This is a genomic window from Curvibacter lanceolatus ATCC 14669, assembly GCF_000381265.1.
GTDB lineage: Bacteria > Pseudomonadota > Gammaproteobacteria > Burkholderiales > Burkholderiaceae_C > Curvibacter > Curvibacter lanceolatus.
Genome location: NZ_KB906256.1, coordinates 306,899 through 325,682, shown reverse-complemented (window position 1 = coordinate 325,682; position 18,784 = coordinate 306,899). Strand labels below are relative to the sequence as shown.

The following is an 18,784-nucleotide window of genomic DNA, read 5'->3' as shown; positions in this document are numbered from 1 at the left end:
TCACCAGAAAAATCAGGACAGGGCCAGGCGCACGGCAGCGCACACGCGGTCGATATCGCTGTCGGCCATGGCCGGGAACAGGGGCAGGGTCACGGTGCGGCGGCCCACGTCTTCAGCGTGCGGGAACTGGCCTTCAAAGTGGCCCATTTTGCGGTACAGCGTGAACAGGTGCATGGCCGGGTAGTGCACGCCGATGCCAATGCCCTGCTCGCGCATGCGGGCGATGAAGTCGGCCCGGGCCACGCCCACGGGCAGCAGGGGCTGGAACATGTGCCAGTTGCTCTGGCTGAAATCGGCCAGCGGCAAATCAAAACCCAGATCGCGCGGGAACAGCTCGAAATAGCGCTGGGCCAGGGCGATGCGGCGTTGGTTGAAGCCATCGAGCTGCTTGAGCTGGCCCAGGCCGATGGCCGCGGCCACGTCGGTCAGGTTGCATTTGCCCCCCAGCTCTTCCACGTCGGCGCTGCCGTCGGGGAAGCGCACCACGCCCTGCAGGCGCAGGCGCTCGAAGCGGCGCGCTTCGTCTTCGTTGTTCATCACCAGGCAGCCGCCTTCGGCCGTGGTCATGTTCTTGTTTGCATGGAAGCTGAACGACACCAGGTCGCCCTTCAGGCCGATCTCTTCGCCGGCCCAGTTCGCGCCCATGGACTGGGCCGCGTCCTCGATCACGCGCAGGCCGTGGCGCTGGGCGATGTCGTACAGCCGCTGCCGGTCCACCGGCAGGCCGGCCAGGTCCACCGGCAGCAGGGCCTTGGTGCGCGGGGTGATGGCGGCCTCGACCTGGTCCAGGTCGAAGTTGCGGGTGGCCGGGTCGATGTCGACCAGCACGGGCCGGGCGCCCACCTGCAGGATCACGTTGCCGGTGGCCACCCAGGTCAGGGCGGTGGTGATCACCTCGTCGCCGGGGCCCACGCCGGCCAGGCGCAGGCCCAGCTCCAGGGTGGCGGTGGCCGAGCTGGCCAGGCGCACCGGTCGCCCGCCAAAGCGGGCCGACAGCGCGGCCTCCAGGGCCTGGCAGCGCGGGCCGGTGGTCAGCCAGCCAGAGCGCAGCACGGCGCCCACGTCTTCAATGGTGGCTTCGTCGATCGAGGGGCGGGTGAAGGGCAGAAAGGCTTGCAAGAGAGGCTCCAAGAGGCAGGTTCAGCTGCGGGCGATGATAGCGACGCCCAGCAAGATGACGGCCATGCCGCCCCAGCGCTGGGCCGAAATCACCTCGCCCAGCAGGGCCGAGGCCAGCAGCGCGTTGACCACATACCCGATCGACAGCATGGGGTAGGCCATGCTCACATCGACGCGCGACAGGGCCACGATCCACAGCACCACGCTCAGCACATAGCAGAACAGGCCGCCGATCACCCCGGGGTGGAAGGCCAGCGTCAGGGCCACGTTGCGCAGGCCCTCGAAGCCCTGGATCGGACCGACCGCGCTGGCGCCCGATTTGAGCAGCAGCTGGGCACCTGCATTGAGCAGCACGCCGGCCAGAACGAACAGGAAGTCGGTGATTTTCATGGGGGGATGAGGGGGAGGTGGAGGGGCTCAGGGCTTGGCCAGCAGCACGCGGCGATCGTCGCGCAGCACCACCCGGGCCTGCAGGCCCAGGGCAGTGAGTTCTGTCAGCGTGTCGCCTTCGAGGTAGGCCACGCCACGTGGCTCGGCCTGCCAGCGGGCCACGAACTCGGGCAGGCTGGCGATCCAGCGCTCGGGCTCGTGCTGCTCGCCAAAGCTGAACTCGTCACGGTAGTCCACCAGGGTGACCGGGCGGCGCAGGTAAAAGGGCAGGGTCTGGTCGTAGCTGCGCACGGCGTACACCGGCACGGCCGGGTCGAAGGCCTCGGGCACCGCCCGCACCAGTTCGGCACTGCTTTTCTGCAAACCGTAGCCGTTGTGCGCCTGCAGCCCGATCAGCACGCAGGCGCAGTGGCTGATGGCCACCACCCCCACGGCCAGCAGGCGGCGGTTGCGGCGCAGCAGCCACCAGGCCAGCGCGCAGGCGCTCAGGAACAGCCCGCTGGCCAGGCCGATGCCATTGAGCAGGGTGTGTGCCACGGCCGGGTCGCTGTCGCTGCCCGCGATGCGCTCGGCCAGCAGCCAGGCCAGGCCGCCACCCAGCCACAGCAGGGCCGGCAGCCCCAGGTGCCAGGCCAGCGCCCGCTGGCTGGCGCGCTCGATGGCCGGGGCCAGCAGCAGCACCAGGGCCGGGAACATGGGCAGGATGTACGAGGGCAGCTTGGAGCTGGAGATGCTGAAGAACAGCAGCACAAAGCCCGCCCACAAGAGCAGAAAGCTCGGCGCAAAGTCGCTGCGGCGCACCCGGGTCAGCCAGGGCAGGGCGCTGGTCCAGGGCAGAAAGCCCAGCAGCAGAAAGGGCAGGAAGTACCAGACCGGGCCCGAGCGGTTGTGGTCGGGCTTGAGGTAGCGGTCAAAGTGCTCGTGCACAAAAAAGAACCAGGCAAAGTCGGGGTTGCGCGCCGACACGGCCCAGAACCAGGGCACGGTGATCAAGGCGAACAGCAGCAGCCCCGGGCCCCAGCGCATGGCGCGCCAGATGCGGAAATCAAGCCGCCACAGGCTGTGCAGCACCAGCACCGCGCCCGGGATCAGCAGGCCCACCAGGCCTTTGCTGAGCACCGCCAGCGCCAGGCCGGCCCAGGCCGCCAGCATCCAGCCGCTGCGCGGCCGGCCTTCGGCCTGCGCCTGCTGGCCCAGCAGAAAGCCGCACAGGGCCAGCGTCAGGGCCGCGCACAGGCCGGCATCGAGCGACAGAAAATGGCTGTTCAGCACCAGCCAGGTGGTGCCCGCGCCGGTCAGCAGCGCGATGCGGCCGGTGCGTTCGCCCCACAGCCGGCTGGCGGTGTGGCCCACCAGGCCCAGGGTCAGCAGCCCGGCCAGGCCGGACCACAGCCGGGCGCTGAAATCGCTCACCCCCAGCACGGCCATGGCCAGCGCCCCGCCCCAGTACTGCAGGGGCGGCTTTTCAAAATACAGCAGGCCGTTCAGGCGCGGGGTGATCCAGTCGCCACTGTGCAGCATGCCCAGCGACAGGGTGGCGTAGCGGCCCTCGTCAGGGGTGATCAGGGCCCGGGTGCCCAGCGGCACCAGCCACAGCAGGGCCAGCGCGAACAGGCCCAGCCAGGTCCAGAGGCCGGCGCGGCCGCGCTGCAGCCCGGGGCCGGGGGCGGGCCTGCCGGCCGGGGCTTGAGGTTTCAAAGGGGGCATCGGCCGGCGTGTTGACGGGTGGCCAGCGCGCGGGAGTCGGATCGGTGTGGGGCCATCGCAACGGACTTCACGCGCACGCTGGTGTGTTGAAGGGGGGGCCGGCCGTCAGGGGCCGGTCGGGCCACGCCTAGGGGCGTTCCCAAGGCCGCTGATTATAGGAGGCGCCCGGGGCGGCCGCCGCTTGGGTTCAAGGGCTCCCGGTGGCCGCCAGCAGCGGTGCCGGGGTCACGGCCGTGGGCTGCTGGAAGGGGTTGCCCTGGATCAGCACGATGGTGGCCGTGGGGGCCGCCGCCAGGGCAAACAGCACGGTGGCCGTGGCCACCACCCGGGGCCGGTCGATGTGCACCACCGCCACCGACAGCAGCGTGACAAAGCCCAGAAACGCCATGCCCAGCCATTTGAGCGGGTTGATGTGGGTCTGGCTCAGCGCAATGCGCAGGTCGCGCTGGCCCGCCAGCAGCCGCGCCTCGCGCAGCATCTGGGCCTGCACGCCGGCGCCGGCCGCCTGCTCCACCGCCCGGCCGGCCAGCAAGTGCAGCAAGGCCTCGCCCTGGGCCTGCACCGCCGGGCTCTGCTCGCGCCGGGCCAACTCGGGCCACTCGGCCGCGCTGGCGCGGGCATAGGCCAGCACCGCGTCGTCCAGCGACTGGCGCAGCGGTGCGTGCAGGTCACGCCCCAGCACGCGCAAGGTGCGCAGGGCATCGGCCTCCTGGTAGACCGCCGTCATCGCCTTGTCGTGGGCGCTCCAGGTGTCGTTGGCCAGAAACGCCAGGGTCAGGCCGAACAGCACGCCGATGATGTTGATGAAAGGCGGCGCCACCCCCTGCAGGCCCTGCAGCCAGCCGGCCCAGCGCGAGCGCAGCAGCGCCCATTGGATGAACAGCACGGCCGCCAGCGTGCCCAGCACGGCAAAGGCGGCGTAGGCATAGTGGTCGTAGGCCAGCCAGGAGGTGGTGTTCATCGTGGGCTCAGGAGAAGGGGGCAAAAAGACCGCCCATGGTGCCACGCCCCGTGTGGTGCGCCAGGGGGCTGGATCAAGAAGCCGTGAAGTCGGCTTGAGCGGCCTTGGCGGCCGACAGCCGTGCGAGGAAGGCCTCGGGCACCGGGGTCACCTTCTTATCGACCCGACCGACAAACACCACCCCGATCTTGCCGCGGGCCACCTCGCGCCGCGAGTCGCGCTCGGTCATGCGGAACACGAGGTCGAAGCCGTAGCGGTTGAAATCCTCGGGCAGCATCTCGACCTGCATGGTCTCGCCATGGAAGCCTTCGGATTTGTACTGGGCCACGATGTCACCCACCACGATGCTCAGCCCCTCCACCCCCGACTCGCGGTAGCCCAGCCATTTGAAAAAGCGCACCCGGGCCTCAGACACCAGGGTCAACAACTGCGCGTTGTCCAGATGGCCACCCTGGTTCACGTGGCTGATGTAGATCTGGATGTCGGTCGAGAAAAGAAAGCGCTCGGGCAGCGTGAACTGGATGCGGGGCATGGGGGGCAGGGGGCGTATGGATTGGGGTCGATATTGTGCCCTTCGGCCGCTGTCACCTGAGCGAGCAGCCAGTCCGTGCGAGCTGGCTATAGTTTGCGCACCACTGTCTCAAACCTTCATCGACTGCCAGGAGATTCCCCATGCCGATCCGTTTTGCCCCCTCCGCCCGCTGGCTGACTGCCCTGTGTCTGGCAGCAGGCTCCATCGGGGTGGCCGCAGCGCCCGATGCTGCCCTGAAGGCGGCGGCCGAGAAAGCCCAGCCCGCGGTCATCGACAGCCTGCGCGAAATGGTGCTGATCGAGTCGGGCAGTTCCGATGGGGCCGGCCTGGCGCGCATGGCGGCCTTCACCGAACAGCGGCTGCAGGCCCTGGGCTTCAAGACCGAGCGCCGCAAGGCCACGGCGGGCACCGGGGCCGACATCGTGATCGGCACCTTGCAGGGCACGGGGCGCAAGCACTTCATGCTGCAGGCGCACATGGACACGGTGTACCAGCCGGGCATTCTGAATACCCAGCCCTACAAGGTGGAAGGCGGCCGCATCTATGGCCCGGGCATTGCCGACGACAAGGGCGGCATTGCCGTCATCCTGCATTCGCTCGCCCTGTTGCGCGAGCGGGGCTGGGCCGACTTTGCCACCCTGACCGTGCTGTTCAACCCCGACGAAGAAGTGGGTTCGATCGGTTCGGGCGAGACCATTGCTGCCCTCGGCGCGCAGCAGGATGTGGTGCTGTCCTTTGAGCCCACCGCCGCCAAGGCCGTGGCCCGCCAGGAAGCACTGTTGCTGGGTGCTGCCGGCACCGCCACGGTGACGCTGCAGGTCAAGGGCAAGGCCTCACATGCCGGCGCCGCGCCTGAGTTGGGTCGCAATGCCCTGATCGAGCTGTCGAACCAGTTGGTGCAGACACGCGACATTGCCAAGAGCGTGCCCGGCGCCCAGCTGAACTGGACCACCTCGCAATCGGGCACGGTGCGCAACCAGATCCCCGAGCTGGCCACGGCGGGCGCCGATGTGCGCACCACCCAGAATGGCGCGGCCGAAGCCTTGAATGACAAGCTCAAGGAGGCGGTGCAGCGCAACAAGGTGGTGCCCGACACCGAGACCAGCGTGCAGATGGTGATCGGCCGCCCGCCCTTCGTGGCCTCGGCAGCGGGGCGTGCGCTGGCCCAGCGCGCCCAGGCCATCTATGCCGAACTGGACAACCGTCCGCTCGCTCTGGTGGACATGACTGGCGGCGCCACCGATGCGGGCTTTGCCAGCCGCTCGGGCAAGGCCGCGGTGGTCGAGAGCTTCGGCCTGGCCGGCTTTGGCTACCACGCCCGCGATGAATACATCGAGGTCGACTCCATCGTGCCCCGCCTGTACCTGGCCACCCGGCTGCTGATGGAACTGGGCCAGCCTTGAGGGCCTGAGTCTCGCTTCAGGCGATGAGCTTCATGCCGGCGTGCTGGGCTGCCTTGACGTCGAAAGTCAGGGTGTGCGTGCAGCCCGCTGCGGCGGCCGATCGTTCGATCAGACAGTCCGCAAAATCGCCCTGGCCGGTGGCGTGAGCGCGCAGCGCATGGATGACCCGATCTGCCTGCTCCACCTGGATCTGTCGGGTGTGCAGCAGGGCGTCGAGGGCTTGCGCCGCCTGCGCCCGGCTGAGCTTGTAGCTGGCGGTCAGAACCCAGTACAGCTCCAGAATGCTGGCCAAGGCCACAAAACCCAGGTTGTTGGCGTCCAATGACTCCAGCAACTGCGTGGCTTTGGCCGACTGCAGGGGGTCATCCTGCATGATGTAACGAACCAGAACGTTCGTGTCCAGGCCGATCATCGCGCCGCGGCGGCTGCGGCTTGGGCCACTGCCGCGTCCATGTCTTCCAGCGTCACCATGGCTTGCGCCGGTCCGAACATGCCCTTGAGTTCGGTGATGTCGCGGGTGGCGGCCACGAACTCATAGCGGCCGGGGGCGATCTGGACAAACTCGACCCGGTCACCCGTGTTCACCTTGAGTTCGGTCCGCACCTCAATGGGAATGGTGATCTGGCCTTTGGAGCTGAGTGTGGCAGTGGTCATGGTCTGAACCTTAGTGGCTGCCTTCGGCGGCGTCAACCGCCACCCCCACCAGCAAAGCCGCAGCCCGGGCTGCCACCCATTCCTCGTTGGCGGGCTCGACGGCCACGCGCACGGTGCTGTCGGGCGCCGAGATGCAGGCCGCGTGGCGCTGATTGGCGGCCTCGTCCAGACGCAGGCCCAGAAAGCCCAGTTGGCGGCAGATGCGTGAGCGGATCTCGGCGTTGTGTTCGCCGATGCCGGCCGTGAAGGCCAGCAGGTCCAGCCCGCCCTGCACGGCCACCAGGGCGCCGATCTCGCGCACGATGCGGCGCACATACAGATCCAGCGCGGCGCGGGCGCGCTCGTCGCTGGCCTCGTGGGCCAGCAGCACGCGCGGGTCGGACGACAGGCACGACACCCCCAGCAGGCCCGATTCGTGGTACAGCACATGCGCCACCTGCTGCAGGCTCAGCTTTTCGATTTCCATCAGGTAGATCACGGCGCCCGGGTCGAGCGCGCCGCAGCGCGTGCCCATCATCAGACCATCGAGGGCCGAGAAGCCCATGGTGGTGGCCACGCTTTTCAGATCGTTCATGGCACACAGGCTGGCGCCCGAGCCCAGGTGGGCCACCACGGTGCGGCCCCGTGCCACATCGCCGTGGCGCTCGGGCAGCACCAGGGCCTGGTAGGCGTACGACAGGCCATGAAAGCCGTAGCGGCGCAGCCCGCGCTCCCAGGCCGCATAGGGCAGGGGCAGCATCTGCTCGACTTGGGGCAGGGTGTGGTGAAAGGCGGTGTCGAAACAGGCCACCTGCAGCAGGTGGGGCTGGCGCTCCAGCAGGGCCTCGATGGCTTCCAGCGCAAACGGCTGGTGCAGCGGTGCCAGCGGAATGTACTCGCGCAGGTCGGCCAGCACCTGGGTGTTCACCGCCACCGGCTCAAAGTACTTGGCCCCGCCATGCACCACCCGGTGCGCCACGGCTGCCAGGTGCCGGGCGCCGGGCTGGGCCAGCACGCGGCGCTCGATGTGTTCGAGGGCCGCGTGGTAGGGGTTGGCCGGGTCCAGGCTCAGGCCCACCGGGGGCTGGCCGGTTTCTGTGTGCGTGGCCTGGGGCCCGCCGATGCCCTCGATCTTGCCGCCCCAGATCGGGCTGCGCGGCAGCGGCTGCCGGCTGGCGTCGAAGAGGGCGAACTTGATGCTGGACGAGCCACAGTTCAGGACCAGGATGCAGGTGTTCAGGGCGGTGTTCATGGGGGCACTCATGCAGCTTGTTCGGTCAGCCGGTTCAGGGAGGGGTGCTGCGGTAGCGGTGGGCCAGCAGCACCGCGATGGCGCACGAGCTGATGCGGCTCTCGCGCGAGTCGGCGCGGCTGGTCAGCACGATGGGCACACGGGCACCCAGCACGATGCCGGCGCTGGCGGCGCCGCCCAGGTATTCGAGCTGCTTGGCCAGCATGTTGCCGCTTTCCAGGTCGGGCACCACCAGCACATCGGCGCGGCCGGCCACCTCCGACTCGATGCCCTTGATGTGGGCGGCCGCGGCCGACACCGCGTTGTCAAAGGCCAGCGGGCCGTCCAGCAGGGCCCCGCTGATCTGGCCGCGGTCGGCCATCTTGCACAGGGCGGCGGCGTCCAGCGTGGCCGGCATGGCGGGGTTGACCGTTTCTACCGCGGCCAGGATGGCCACGCGCGGCTGGGCCACGCCGATGGCGTGCGCCAGCTCGATGGCATTGCGCACGATGTCGGCCTTGGCGTCCAGGCCGGGGGCGATGTTGATGGCCGCGTCGGTGATGATGAAGGGCCGCGGGTAGGCCGGGGTCTGCATCAGAAAACAGTGGCTGATGCGGCGCTTGGTGCGCAGGCCGTGCTCGGCCGACACCACCGCGGCCATCAGCTCGTCCGTGTGCAGGCTGCCCTTCATCAGGGCCTCGGCCTGGCCTTGCTGCACCAGTTCGACGGCGCGGTCGGCGGCGGCATGGCTGTGCGGCACATCTTCGATGGCCAGGCCGTCCAGGCTCAGGCCGGCTTCAGCGGCCACCGCCTGCAGCCGCGTGCGCGGCGCCACCAGGATGGGGGTGATCAGGCCGGCAGCCTGCGCATCCAGGGCGGCCGACAGGCTCAGGGCATCGCAGGGGTGCACCACCGCCATGCGGATCGGGCCCAGCGGGCGGGCCTCGGCCAGCAGGCGGCGCGGGCCGTCGTTGCCGGCACTCAGGTGCACCTCGGGCAGGGTGCTGCGCGGGCGCGATACCGATTCGGTGGGCGCGATCACCTGGGCCTCGCCGCGGATCACGGTCACGCCGTCCTGGTTGACACAGGCGCAGGCCAGCTTGAGGCGCTTTTTGGTCTCTTCGCGTTCGGTCACGGTGACGCTGATGTCCAGCGTGTCGCCGATGCGCACCGGGGCCATGAACTGCAGGCTCTGGCTCAGGTAGATGGTGCCCGGCCCGGGCAGGCGGGTGCCCAGCACCGCCGAGATCAGCGCGCCGCCCAGCATGCCGTGGGCGATCACGCCATGAAAGCGCGAGGCGGCGGCGTAGTCGGCGTCCAGGTGCTGCGGGTTCACGTCGCCCGACAGGATGGCGAACAGCTGGATGTCCTCGGCCGTCAGCTGGCGGCGGATGGATTCGGTGTCGCCCAGGGCGATCTGGTCGAAGGTGCGGTTGTGCACGGTCTGCAGCGCATCGGCCGGCACGGGGGTGTTGGTTTCAGTGGGCATGGAGCACTCCAGGAGCTGGGTGGTTGGACAGGATAGGTCAGCACGGGCGCGGCGTCAGGCCCAGGTATCGGTGTTGGGCATGACCGAGCCGTGACACGGGGGCAGTGGCTTCAGGCCATCTGGCTGATGGTGTTGCGAAAGCGGGCCAGCGCAGCGCTGAACAGCACGCTGCCGATCACCGCGATCGCCAACAGCGCCGGCCACACCACGTCCAGGCCGGCCCCGCGGTACAGAATGGCCTGCGCCACGGTCACGAAGTGGGTGGTGGGGGCCGCCTGCATCAGGTCCTGCACCAGGCGCGGCATGCTTTCGCGCGGCGTCATGCCGCCCGACAGCAGTTCGAGCGGCAGCAGCACCAGCACCAGCAGCATGCCGAACTGCGGCATAGAGCGGGCCACCGTGGCCAGGAAGATGCCCATCGAGGTGGTGGCAAACAGGTGCAGCGCCACCGCCAGCATGAACAGCGCCAACGAGCCCTGGATGGGCACATGCAGCGTCCCTTGCACCACGAAGATCAGCGCGATCAATGCTGCGCTCCACACCACCAGGCCCATGGCCCAGACCTTGGCCAGCATGATCTCCAGCGGGCGCACCGGCATCACCAGCAAGTGCTCGATGGTGCCGTGCTCGCGCTCGCGGATCAGGGCGGCTCCGGTCAGGATGATGGACAGCATGGTGACGTTGTTGATGATCTCCATCAGCGAGCCGAACCACGACTGCTCCAGGTTGGGGTTGAAGCGCGTGTGCACATTCAGCTCCACCGGCAGCGCGGTCGGGGCCCGGTAGCGGTGCACGAACTCGTTCACCTCGTCGCTCACCATCTGCTGGATGTAGCTGCTGCCCGTGAAGGCCTGGCTCATGCGCGTGGCGTCCACATTGAGCTGCACGCGCGGCGACTTGCCGGCCAGCACATCGGCCTGGAAGTCGGGCGGGATGTCCAGCACAAAGGTGTAGTCGCCGCTGTCCATGCCGGCGTCCATCTCGGTCAGGGTCAGCAGGCGCGGGGTGTTGAAGTGCGGCGGGTAGAAGGCCTGCGCGATGCGTGCCGACAGCGGCGAGCCGTCTTCGTCGACGATGGCCACGGCCGCGTTGTGCAGCGTCTCGGGCATGGCGGTGGCGGCCACGTAGATCGACAGCGTGAAGGTGTAGGCGATCAGCACCAGCATCATTGGGTCGCGGATCAGGCTCCACAGCTCTTTCACGCCCAGGCGGACAATGTTCTTGAGTCGGCTCATGGCTCAGGTCTCCTGCTTCTTCAGCAGCGCCACGGCCAGGCCCAGGATCACCGGGATCGAGGCCGCCAGCGGCCAGAACGAACCGGCCAACGCCCCCAGGTCCAGTGCCTTGCTGAACACGCCGCGGCTGATGGTCAGGAAGTGGGTGGCCGGGTACACCGCCCCGATCAAGGCCCCCGTGCCCTCCAGCGAGGACACCGGGTTGAGCAGGCCGGCAAACTGCACGCAGGGGATCAGGGTGCCGATCATGGTCACGAACATGGCCGCGATCTGGCTGCGCGTGAAGGTCGAGGCCAGCAGGCCGAAGCCGGTGGCGCTGATGACGAACAGCAGGGCGGCCAGCGTGAGCGTGGCCAGGCTGCCCTTCACCGGCACCCCGAACACGGTCACGGCCAGCACCGTCATGAGCGCGAAGTTGAACATGGCCAGCCCCACATAAGGCAGCTGTTTGCCCAGCAGGAACTCGGTGCGTGTGACCGGGGTGACGTACAGGTTGATGATCGAGCCCAGCTCTTTTTCGCGCACCACCGACAGCGCCGTCAGCATGGCCGGGATCATCATCAGCAGCATGGGGATCACCGCGGGCACCATGGCCGGCAGGCTTTTCACATCGGGGTTGTAGCGGTAGCGGGTCTCGATCTGGCTGGCGGTGCCCAGGTGCACGCCCAGGCGCTGTTCGGCCTGCTCGGCGATCCAGCCCATGTGCAGTGCCTGCACATAGCCACGCACGGTCTCGGCGCGGGTGGGCATGGCGCCGTCCACCCAGGCGCCCACGCTCACGGTCTTGCCGCGCGCCAGGTCGCGGGCAAAGCCGGGCGGGATCTCGATGGCCACGGCCAGTTCGCCGCTGCGCAGGCGCCGGTCCAGCTCGGCATCGCTGGTGATGGGGGGGCGTTCGATGAAGTAGCGCGAGCCCGACAGGTTGAGCGCGTAGTTCTGGCTCAGCACGGTCTGGTCGCGGTCCAGCACGGCATAGGACAGGTCTTCCACGTCCAGGCTGATGCCGTAGCCGATGATGAACATCAGGATGGCCGTGCCCAGCAGGGCCAGCGTGGCGCGCACCGGGTCGCGCTGCAGCTCCAGGGCCTCGCGCAGCGAATAGCTCAGGGCCCGGGCCAGGCTGAAACGCCTGCGCCGTGCAGGTGTGCCGGGGTGCTGGGGCACCGCTGCTTCAGGCGCCGCAGCGGTGGGGGCGGGCACCGGTGCGTCGGCGTCTTCACCCGTGGCTTCGCGCAGGTAGCTGATGAAGGCCGCCTCCAGCGTGGGCGCGCCGCGCTGGCGCACGATGGCCGCCGGCGTGTCGCTCACCAGCACCCGGCCCGCGTGCATCAGCGAGATCCGGTCGCAGCGCTCGGCCTCGTTCATGAAGTGGGTCGAGATGAAGATGGTCACGCCATCCTGGCGGGCCAGGTCGATCATCAGCTGCCAGAACAGGTCGCGTGCCACCGGGTCCACGCCCGAGGTGGGCTCGTCCAGGATCAGCAGCTCGGGCTGGTGCACCATGGCCACGGCCAGCGACAGGCGCTGGCGCATGCCCAGGGGCAGGTTCTCGGGCAGGCTGCCCACCACCTCGCTGAGGCTGAAGCGCTGCACCATGTGCGCCACCCGGGCCGCCACCTCGGCTTCGGGCACGCCGAACAGGCGCGCATGCAGCACCAGGTTCTGCTCCACCGTGAGCTCGCTGTACAGCGAGAAGGCCTGCGACATGTAGCCCACGCGGCGGCGGATCGCCAGGTCATTGGGGTCGACGGTCTGGCCGAACAACAGGGCCTGGCCCTCGGTGGCGCTGAGCAGGCCGGTCAGCATCTTCATGGTGGTCGACTTGCCGCAGCCGTTGGAGCCCAGAAAGCCGAAGATCTCACCGCGCCGGATGCGGAAGTCCACATGGTCCACCGCCACGAAGTCGCCGAAGCGCATGGTCAGGCCTTGGGCTTCGATGGCGACGTGCTCGTCGGCAGCGGCGTCCAGCGGCGGCACCAGCACCGCCTGGTGGCCACGCCGGCGCTCTTCGGGCAGCAGGGCGATGAAGGCGGCCTCCAGCGTGTCGGCACCGGCCTGGTGGCGCAGTTCGGGGGCGCTGCCGGTGGCCAGCACGCGGCCCGCGTCCATGGCCACCAGCCAGTCGAAGCGCTCGGCCTCTTCCATGTAGGCGGTGGCCACGATCACGCTCATGCTCGGGCGCTCGGCGCGGATGCGGTCGATCAGGTCCCAGAACTGGCTGCGCGACAGCGGGTCCACGCCGGTGGTGGGTTCGTCCAGGATCAGCAGGTCGGGGTCGTGGATCAGCGCGCAGCACAGGCCCAGCTTCTGCTTCATGCCGCCCGAGAGCTTGCCGGCCGGCCGGCTCAGAAAGGGCGACAGCCCGGTGCTGGCCGTGAGGCTGTCGATGCGGCGGCGGCGCTCGGCCGGGCTGTGGCCGAACAGGCGGCCGAAGAACTGCAGGTTCTCCTCCACCGACAGCGTGGGGTACAGGTTCTTGCCCAGGCCTTGCGGCATGTAGGCGATGCGCGGGCACACCGCATCGCGGTGGGCGGTGCTGGCCATGTCGCCGCCCAGGGATTCGACCCGGCCTTGCTGCACCGCGCGGGCCCCGGCCAGCAGCGACAGCAGGCTGGATTTGCCCACGCCGTCGGGGCCGATCAAGCCCACGCGGCAGCCTGCGGGCAGGCTCAGCGTGATGTTGTCCAGGGCCAGGGTGTTGCCATGTCGCAGGCTCACCCCGTCGAGGCGGGCGCAGGGGGCCGGGCCCACCTGCCCGGCGGCGCCGGTCTCACTCACTGGGGCACCTTCACGGCCAGTTCAGCAGGCCATTCGGCCTGCGGGTCGAGCTTGAGCCAGGCCACCCCGGGCAGGCCGGTCTTGACCTGCTGCAGGTGGCGCAGCAGCAGCTCGCGGTCGATCTGGGCCTTCACCTTGAACATCAGCTTCTGGCGCTCGCTGGCGGTTTCCACCGTCTTGGGCGTGAACTGGGCGGTGGCCGCCACATACGACACCTTGGCCGGGATCACGTACTGCGGGGCGGCGTCCAGCACCAGGTGCACCTCGCTGCCCACGGCCAGGCGGCCGGCCACGGTCTCGGGCACGAAAAAGCCCATGTTCACCTCCGACAGGTCCACCAGGTTGAGCACCTTGCCGCCCGCGCCCAGCACCTCGCCGGGCTGGGCCACGCGGTACTGCACGCGGCCGGCGCGCGGGGCGACCAGGGTGCCGTCGTCGATCTCGGTCTGGATGCGGGCCACGGTGGCGTCACCGGCCACGACGGCGGCATGGGCGCTGCCCACCTGCGAGCGGGCAGCGGCGATCGCGCTCTGGGCCGCGGCCAGCTGGGCGCGGGCGGCGGCCACGGCGGCCGTGGCGCTGCGCGCGCGGGCCCGGTCGTCGTCCAGCTCTTGTTGCGATGCGGCGCCGTCGCGGCTCAGGTCGGTGGAGCGCGCCAGCCGGCGCTGGGCGTTGTCCAGGTCGGCCTCGCGGGCGGCCACGGCGGCCTGGGCGGCGGCGGCATCGCTTTCGCGCATGGCCACCTGGGCCTCGGCACTGGCCACGCCGGTCACGGCCTGGCGCTGGCGGGCCCGGGCTTCGTCGCGCTGGGCCTCCAGGCTCTGCATCTGCATGTGGGCCAGGGGCTGGTTGGCGCTGACCAGGTCACCCTCGCCGACCAGGATGTCGAGCACCCGGCCCGGGGACTTGGTGGCGATGTCGATCTCGGTGGCTTCGATGCGGCCATTGCCGCTCACAAAACCCGGCCCGGGGCCGGTGGCGCGCAGGTGGGTCCAGCCGTAGGCGCCGGCGGCCAGGGCGAGGGCCACGACGACGGCGATCGGGAGAAGCTGGAGAGGGGAAGAAGGCTTTTTCATGATGTGACTCGGCTCTGGCGTACGGGGGCTCAGGGTTGGGCGGTGGCGGTCCGGGGGGCGCTGGAGGGGGGGCTTTGGGGGGCGTCCGCCGCCGCCAGCGTGCCGCCGCCCAGGGCCGCGTACAGCAGCACGCGGCTGGCCATGGCGGCCCGCCGCGCCTGCACCAGTTGCTGGCCGGCGGACAGCAGGTCGCGCTGGGCGTCCAGCACCTCGAGAAAGGCGGCCGAGCCCGCGTCAAAGCGGCGCTCGGACAGCCGTGCGCGCTCGGTCTGGGCCTGCAGGGCGGCCTCGGCGATGTGCACCTGTCGCTCCAGCGCGTGGCTGGCCGACAGGGCGTCATTCACCTCGCGGAAGGCGTTCTGGATGCTTTTTTCGTACTGCGCCACGGCCTCGAGCTGGCGTGCCTGCTGCAGGCTGAGGTTGTTCTCGCGCCGGCCGCCGTCAAACAGCGGCAGGTTCAGGCTGGGGGCAAACAGCCAGGCCTTGCTGCCACCGCGGAACAGACCGTCGAAATCACTGCTGGTGGTGCCCAGGGCGGTGGTCAGCGTCAGGCTGGGGTAGAAGGCCGCCCGTGCCGCGCCCACCTGGGCGTGGGCCGCGCGCAGCTGGTGCTCGGCCGCCACGATGTCGGGCCGCGCCTGCAGCAGTTCGGAGGGCAGGCCCGTGCGAAGCCGGGCCACCGGGCTCTGGCGGCTCAACGCGTCGGCGTGTTCGGGCAGCTCCAGCGGGGTGCCGACCAGGGCGATCAGGGTCTGGGCCTGGGCGGCGCGGGTCTGCTGCAGCTGTACCACCAGGGCCTGGGCCTGGGTCAGCAGGGTCTGCACCTGGGTCAGTTGCAGACGCGAGCTGGCGCCCATGGCCACGCGGCGCGTGAAGATGCGCAGGCTCTCGGCACGGCTGGCCTCGGCCTGGCGGGCCAGGGCCAGGCGCTCGTCCAGCTCGCCCAGGGCCAGGTGGGCTTGCGCCACCTGGGCCACCAGGCTGAGCTCGGCGCCACGGCGGGCCTGCTCGGCGGCTTCAGCGCTTTGGGCGGCGGCGTCCTGCAACTGGCCCAGGCGGTTCCACAGGTCCACCTCCCAGCTCACAAAGCCCAGCCCGAGGCTGGCGCCGCTGGCCTGGATGGTGCTGCCCAGCGGGTTGATGCCGGCCGGCAGGTGCACCCGGCTGTTGCCGGCCATGCCCACCACCGAAGGCAGGCTGGCCGCGTGCTGCAGACCCCAGGCGGCCTGGGCTTGCTGCACCCGGGCCGCGGCGATGCGCAGATCGCGGTTGTTGGCCAGGGCCTGGCTGATCAGCGCCTGCAGCGCCGGGTCGGTGAAGTAGCTGCGCCAGGCCAGCGTGGGGGCGGCCGGGTCGGTGGGTGAGCTGGCCTCGGCGTACACCCCTGCCACGGGGGCGGCGGGCAGAGCCAGGGGCTCGGGCGTGTGGGCACAGGCGCCCAGCAGCAGGGCACCGGTCAGGGCCAAAAACAAAGTGCTCGACAAAGTGCTCGACAAAGCGCTCGACAAAGCGCTCAGCCGTGGCCGAGGTTCGCTAGGGGAATTGGAAAACAGTCGCATCGCAAGCTCAGCCCATGATGTGGACGCCAGCGTCGACGTACAGCGTGTCGCCGGTGATGGCGCGGCCGCCGTCGCTGGCCAGGAAGGTGCACAGGGCGCCGACTTCATCGAGCCCCACCAGCCGGCGCAGTGGGGAGCGGGCCGTGGCCTGGCTCATCAGCTGGTCGAAGTGGGCAATGCCCGAGGCCGCGCGGGTGGCCAGGGGCCCGGGTGAGACCGCGTTCACGCGGATGCCCTGCGGCCCCAGTTCGGTGGCCAGGTAGCGCACGCTGGATTCGAGGGCGGCCTTGACCGGGCCCATCAGGCCGTAGTTGGCCACCACCTCGTCGGCACCCAGGTAGCTCATGGTGAGCAGGGCGCCGCCCTGGGTCATCAGGGGTTCGGCCAGGCGTGCCATGCGGATGAAGGAATGGCACGAGATGTCCATGGCCCGGGCAAAGCCCTCGCGCGAGCAATCGACCACCCGGCCGTGCAGGTCGGTCATCGGGGCAAAGGCGATCGAGTGCAGCACGAAGTCGAGCTGACCCCATTCACGCCCCAGGGTGTCGAACAGGGCTTCGAGCTGGCCCGGCTGCTCCACGTCGAGCGGCGCGCGGATCGGCGCCTGCAGCTGTTCGGCCAGCGGCTCGACATGGGGCCGGGCCTTGTCGTTGAGCCAGGTCACCGCGACCTCGGCCCCGGCATCGCGGAAGGCCCGGGCGCAGCCCCAGGCGATGCTGTGTTCATTGGCGATGCCGACCACCAGGCCGCGCTTACCTTGCAGAGGGGGCGTCATTCACTTCTCCATCACGTAGTGGCCGGGGGCGGGGTACAGCACCGGGTGTTCGGGGGCGCCGAGGGCGGGCGGGGCGACGGGAGCGCCGGAATGGGCTCCCAGCCAGTCGCGCCAGGCTGGCCACCACGAGCCCTCGACCTGGGGCGCCTGGGCCTGCCAGGTGTCGGCACTCAGGGCCGCGCCGTCGGCGCTGCGGGTCAGGCACTGGTAGTGGCGGTGGGCGTGGCCCGGCGGGCTGACGATGCCGGCGTTGTGGCCGCCATTGGTCAGCACAAAGCTGATCTCGGCCGGGCTCAGGTGGTGCAGCTTGTAGACCGAGCGCCAGGGGGCCACGTGGTCGGTCACCGTGCCCACCATGAACACCGGCAGGCGCAGGCTGGTCAGCGACACCGTGTGCCCTTTGACCCGGTAGCGCCCGGCCGCCAGGTCGTTGTTCAGGAACAGCTGGCGCAGGTACTGCGAGTGCATGCGCGCGGGCATGCGGGTGGCGTCGGCGTTCCAGGCCATCAGGTCGTTCATGGCGGGGCGCTCGCCCAGCATGTATTCGTTGATCAGGCGCGACCACAGCAGGTCGTTGGAGCGCAGCATCTGGAAGGCGCCGGCCATCTGGCCCGCGCTCAGGGTGCCGGTTTGCGCCATCTGCGCCTCCAGCAGGCTGAGCTGGCTTTCGTCGATGAACAGGCCCAGTTCGCCGGGTTCGCTGAAATCGGTCTGGGCCGCGAACAGGGTCATCGAGGCCAGCTCGTCGCGGCCGTCGCGCGCCAGGGCCGCCGCCGCGATGGCCAGCAGGGTGCCGCCCAGGCAGTAGCCGGCCGCATGCACCTTCTGCGCCGGGCAGATGGTCTGCACCGCCTGCAAGGCGGCTTCAAAGCCCTGCTCGATGTAGTCGTCCATGGCCAGGTCGCGTTCGGCCTCGGTGGGGTTCTTCCAGGAGATGCAGAACACGGTGTGGCCCTGGTCCAGCAGGTAGCGGATCAGCGAGTTCCCGGGCGACAGGTCCAGGATGTAGTACTTCATGATCCAGGCCGGCACGATGAGCACCGGCTCGGGGTGCACCTGGGCCGTGGTGGGGCGGTACTGGATCAGCTCGATCAGGCGGTTTTGCAGCACCACCTCGCCCGGGGTGCAGGCCAGGTCGCGCCCAACCTCGAAGGCCTCGGTGCCCGCCACCGGCTCGTGCGTGCTGGCGCGCTGCAGGTCGTCCTGGGCGAAGGAGGCGCCGCGCAGCAGGTTCAGCCCATGCTCCTGCAGGGTGCGGTGCAGCACCACCGGGTTGGCCGGCAGCAGGTTGCCGGGCGAGAACATGTCCAGCCACTGCCGGGTGCCGAAGGCCACCAGATCGGCGTGGTGCTTTTCCACCCCCCAGACCTCGCTGGTGGCCTGCTGCCACCACTGCTCGTTCAGCAGAAAACCCTGGTGCAGCAGGTTGAAGGGAAAGCGCAGCCATTCAGGGTCGGCAAAGCGGCGGTCGCGTGCGGGCGGCTCGACGCACTGGCGTGCCGGGCCAGGGCCGGCCATCAGGCATTCGGTGGCGTAGCGGGCAAACTGCTCACCCTGCTGCCAGGCCAGTTGGGCCAGCGCCAGGCGTTTGCCGGGCGACAGCGCCAGGTGCATGGCCCAGTCCAGCCCGGCCAGCCAGGGCGAGGCCAGCGACATCGAGCCGCTGTGGCGTGCCAACGCGGCGTGGAAGGCCGCATCCAGGGCCGTGGCGGCTTGTTCTGTGGCGTTGGGGGCCTGGGCGGCGGAATCGGGTGTGCTCATGGTGAACGGTCTCTTCCGTTGGTTGGATGAGCTTGACTCTAGGCAAGTCGCATACCGCCGGTGATGATCTGGATCAAACTAACGACCGACTGGTCGGTATCTAATAAATGATCAACAAGTCACTGCCATGACCAC

General features: G+C 69.6%; 16 protein-coding genes. 1 reads left to right on the top strand and 15 read right to left on the bottom strand.

All coding sequences use genetic code 11. The annotated features are described in order from the left end of the window. Positions 1-12: 12 nt before the first annotated feature. The 5 genes from F624_RS0110265 to F624_RS0110245 form a co-directional block, all read right to left on the bottom strand. On the bottom strand, positions 13-1,119 hold the full coding sequence (locus F624_RS0110265) for a DegT/DnrJ/EryC1/StrS family aminotransferase (RefSeq protein WP_019574213.1): 1,107 nt from the start codon (positions 1,117-1,119) through the stop codon (positions 13-15). Positions 1,120-1,140: 21 nt separating this feature from the next. Then, positions 1,141-1,509, bottom strand: a complete 369-nt coding sequence (locus F624_RS0110260; RefSeq protein WP_019574212.1) for an EamA family transporter — start codon at positions 1,507-1,509, stop codon at positions 1,141-1,143. 27 nt (positions 1,510-1,536) lie between these two features. Continuing rightward, positions 1,537-3,216, bottom strand: coding sequence for a glycosyltransferase family 39 protein (locus F624_RS0110255; RefSeq protein WP_019574211.1), 1,680 nt, complete (start codon positions 3,214-3,216; stop codon positions 1,537-1,539). 187 nt (positions 3,217-3,403) lie between these two features. After that, the gene (locus F624_RS0110250; RefSeq protein WP_019574210.1) at positions 3,404-4,177 is read right to left on the bottom strand and encodes a bestrophin-like domain; all 774 of its coding nucleotides are present in this window, start codon (positions 4,175-4,177) and stop codon (positions 3,404-3,406) included. 73 nt (positions 4,178-4,250) lie between these two features. Next, positions 4,251-4,709, bottom strand: coding sequence for an acyl-CoA thioesterase (locus tag F624_RS0110245; RefSeq protein WP_019574209.1), 459 nt, complete (start codon positions 4,707-4,709; stop codon positions 4,251-4,253). 140 nt (positions 4,710-4,849) lie between these two features. On the opposite strand from F624_RS0110245, the gene F624_RS0110240 reads away from it, so the two are divergent. Next, positions 4,850-6,112 (top strand): glutamate carboxypeptidase, encoded by a 1,263-nt coding sequence (locus F624_RS0110240; protein WP_019574208.1) that lies wholly within the window; start codon positions 4,850-4,852, stop codon positions 6,110-6,112. 16 nt (positions 6,113-6,128) lie between these two features. Here the strand turns inward: F624_RS0110240 and F624_RS0110235 are convergent, their stop codons facing one another. From F624_RS0110235 to F624_RS0110190, 10 genes are all read right to left on the bottom strand, one after another. Continuing rightward, complete coding sequence (locus tag F624_RS0110235) at positions 6,129-6,524, bottom strand: type II toxin-antitoxin system VapC family toxin (RefSeq protein ID WP_019574207.1); 396 nt, start codon at positions 6,522-6,524, stop codon at positions 6,129-6,131. Further along, positions 6,521-6,766, bottom strand: a complete 246-nt coding sequence (locus tag F624_RS0110230; protein ID WP_019574206.1) for an AbrB/MazE/SpoVT family DNA-binding domain-containing protein — start codon at positions 6,764-6,766, stop codon at positions 6,521-6,523. Before F624_RS0110230 ends, F624_RS0110235 begins: the two co-directional genes overlap by 4 nt. Positions 6,767-6,776: 10 nt before the next feature. Continuing rightward, positions 6,777-7,997 carry an acetate/propionate family kinase gene (locus F624_RS0110225; RefSeq protein WP_019574205.1) on the bottom strand — a complete coding sequence of 407 codons (1,221 nt, stop codon included), beginning with the start codon at positions 7,995-7,997 and terminating at the stop codon, positions 6,777-6,779. Between the two features lie 34 nt (positions 7,998-8,031). Next, positions 8,032-9,465 (bottom strand): bifunctional enoyl-CoA hydratase/phosphate acetyltransferase, encoded by a 1,434-nt coding sequence (locus F624_RS0110220; RefSeq protein ID WP_019574204.1) that lies wholly within the window; start codon positions 9,463-9,465, stop codon positions 8,032-8,034. Between the two features lie 110 nt (positions 9,466-9,575). Next, a complete protein-coding gene (locus F624_RS0110215; RefSeq protein WP_019574203.1) occupies positions 9,576-10,700 on the bottom strand; it encodes an ABC transporter permease in 1,125 nt (374 codons plus the stop codon). Between the two features lie 3 nt (positions 10,701-10,703). Continuing rightward, positions 10,704-13,478 carry a ribosome-associated ATPase/putative transporter RbbA gene (gene rbbA, locus F624_RS0110210; RefSeq protein WP_019574202.1) on the bottom strand — a complete coding sequence of 925 codons (2,775 nt, stop codon included), beginning with the start codon at positions 13,476-13,478 and terminating at the stop codon, positions 10,704-10,706. Continuing rightward, the gene (locus F624_RS0110205) at positions 13,475-14,554 is read right to left on the bottom strand and encodes an HlyD family secretion protein (RefSeq protein ID WP_031254647.1); all 1,080 of its coding nucleotides are present in this window, start codon (positions 14,552-14,554) and stop codon (positions 13,475-13,477) included. Before F624_RS0110205 ends, rbbA begins: the two co-directional genes overlap by 4 nt. Positions 14,555-14,583: 29 nt before the next feature. Further along, the gene (locus F624_RS0110200; RefSeq protein WP_019574200.1) at positions 14,584-16,026 is read right to left on the bottom strand and encodes an efflux transporter outer membrane subunit; all 1,443 of its coding nucleotides are present in this window, start codon (positions 16,024-16,026) and stop codon (positions 14,584-14,586) included. Positions 16,027-16,120: 94 nt separating this feature from the next. Then, entirely contained in the window at positions 16,121-16,888 is a 768-nt protein-coding gene (gene fabI, locus F624_RS0110195; protein ID WP_019574199.1) for an enoyl-ACP reductase FabI, read from the bottom strand. Continuing rightward, positions 16,889-18,649, bottom strand: a complete 1,761-nt coding sequence (locus F624_RS0110190) for a PHA/PHB synthase family protein (RefSeq protein WP_019574198.1) — start codon at positions 18,647-18,649, stop codon at positions 16,889-16,891. Between the last annotated feature and the right edge of the window lie 135 nt (positions 18,650-18,784).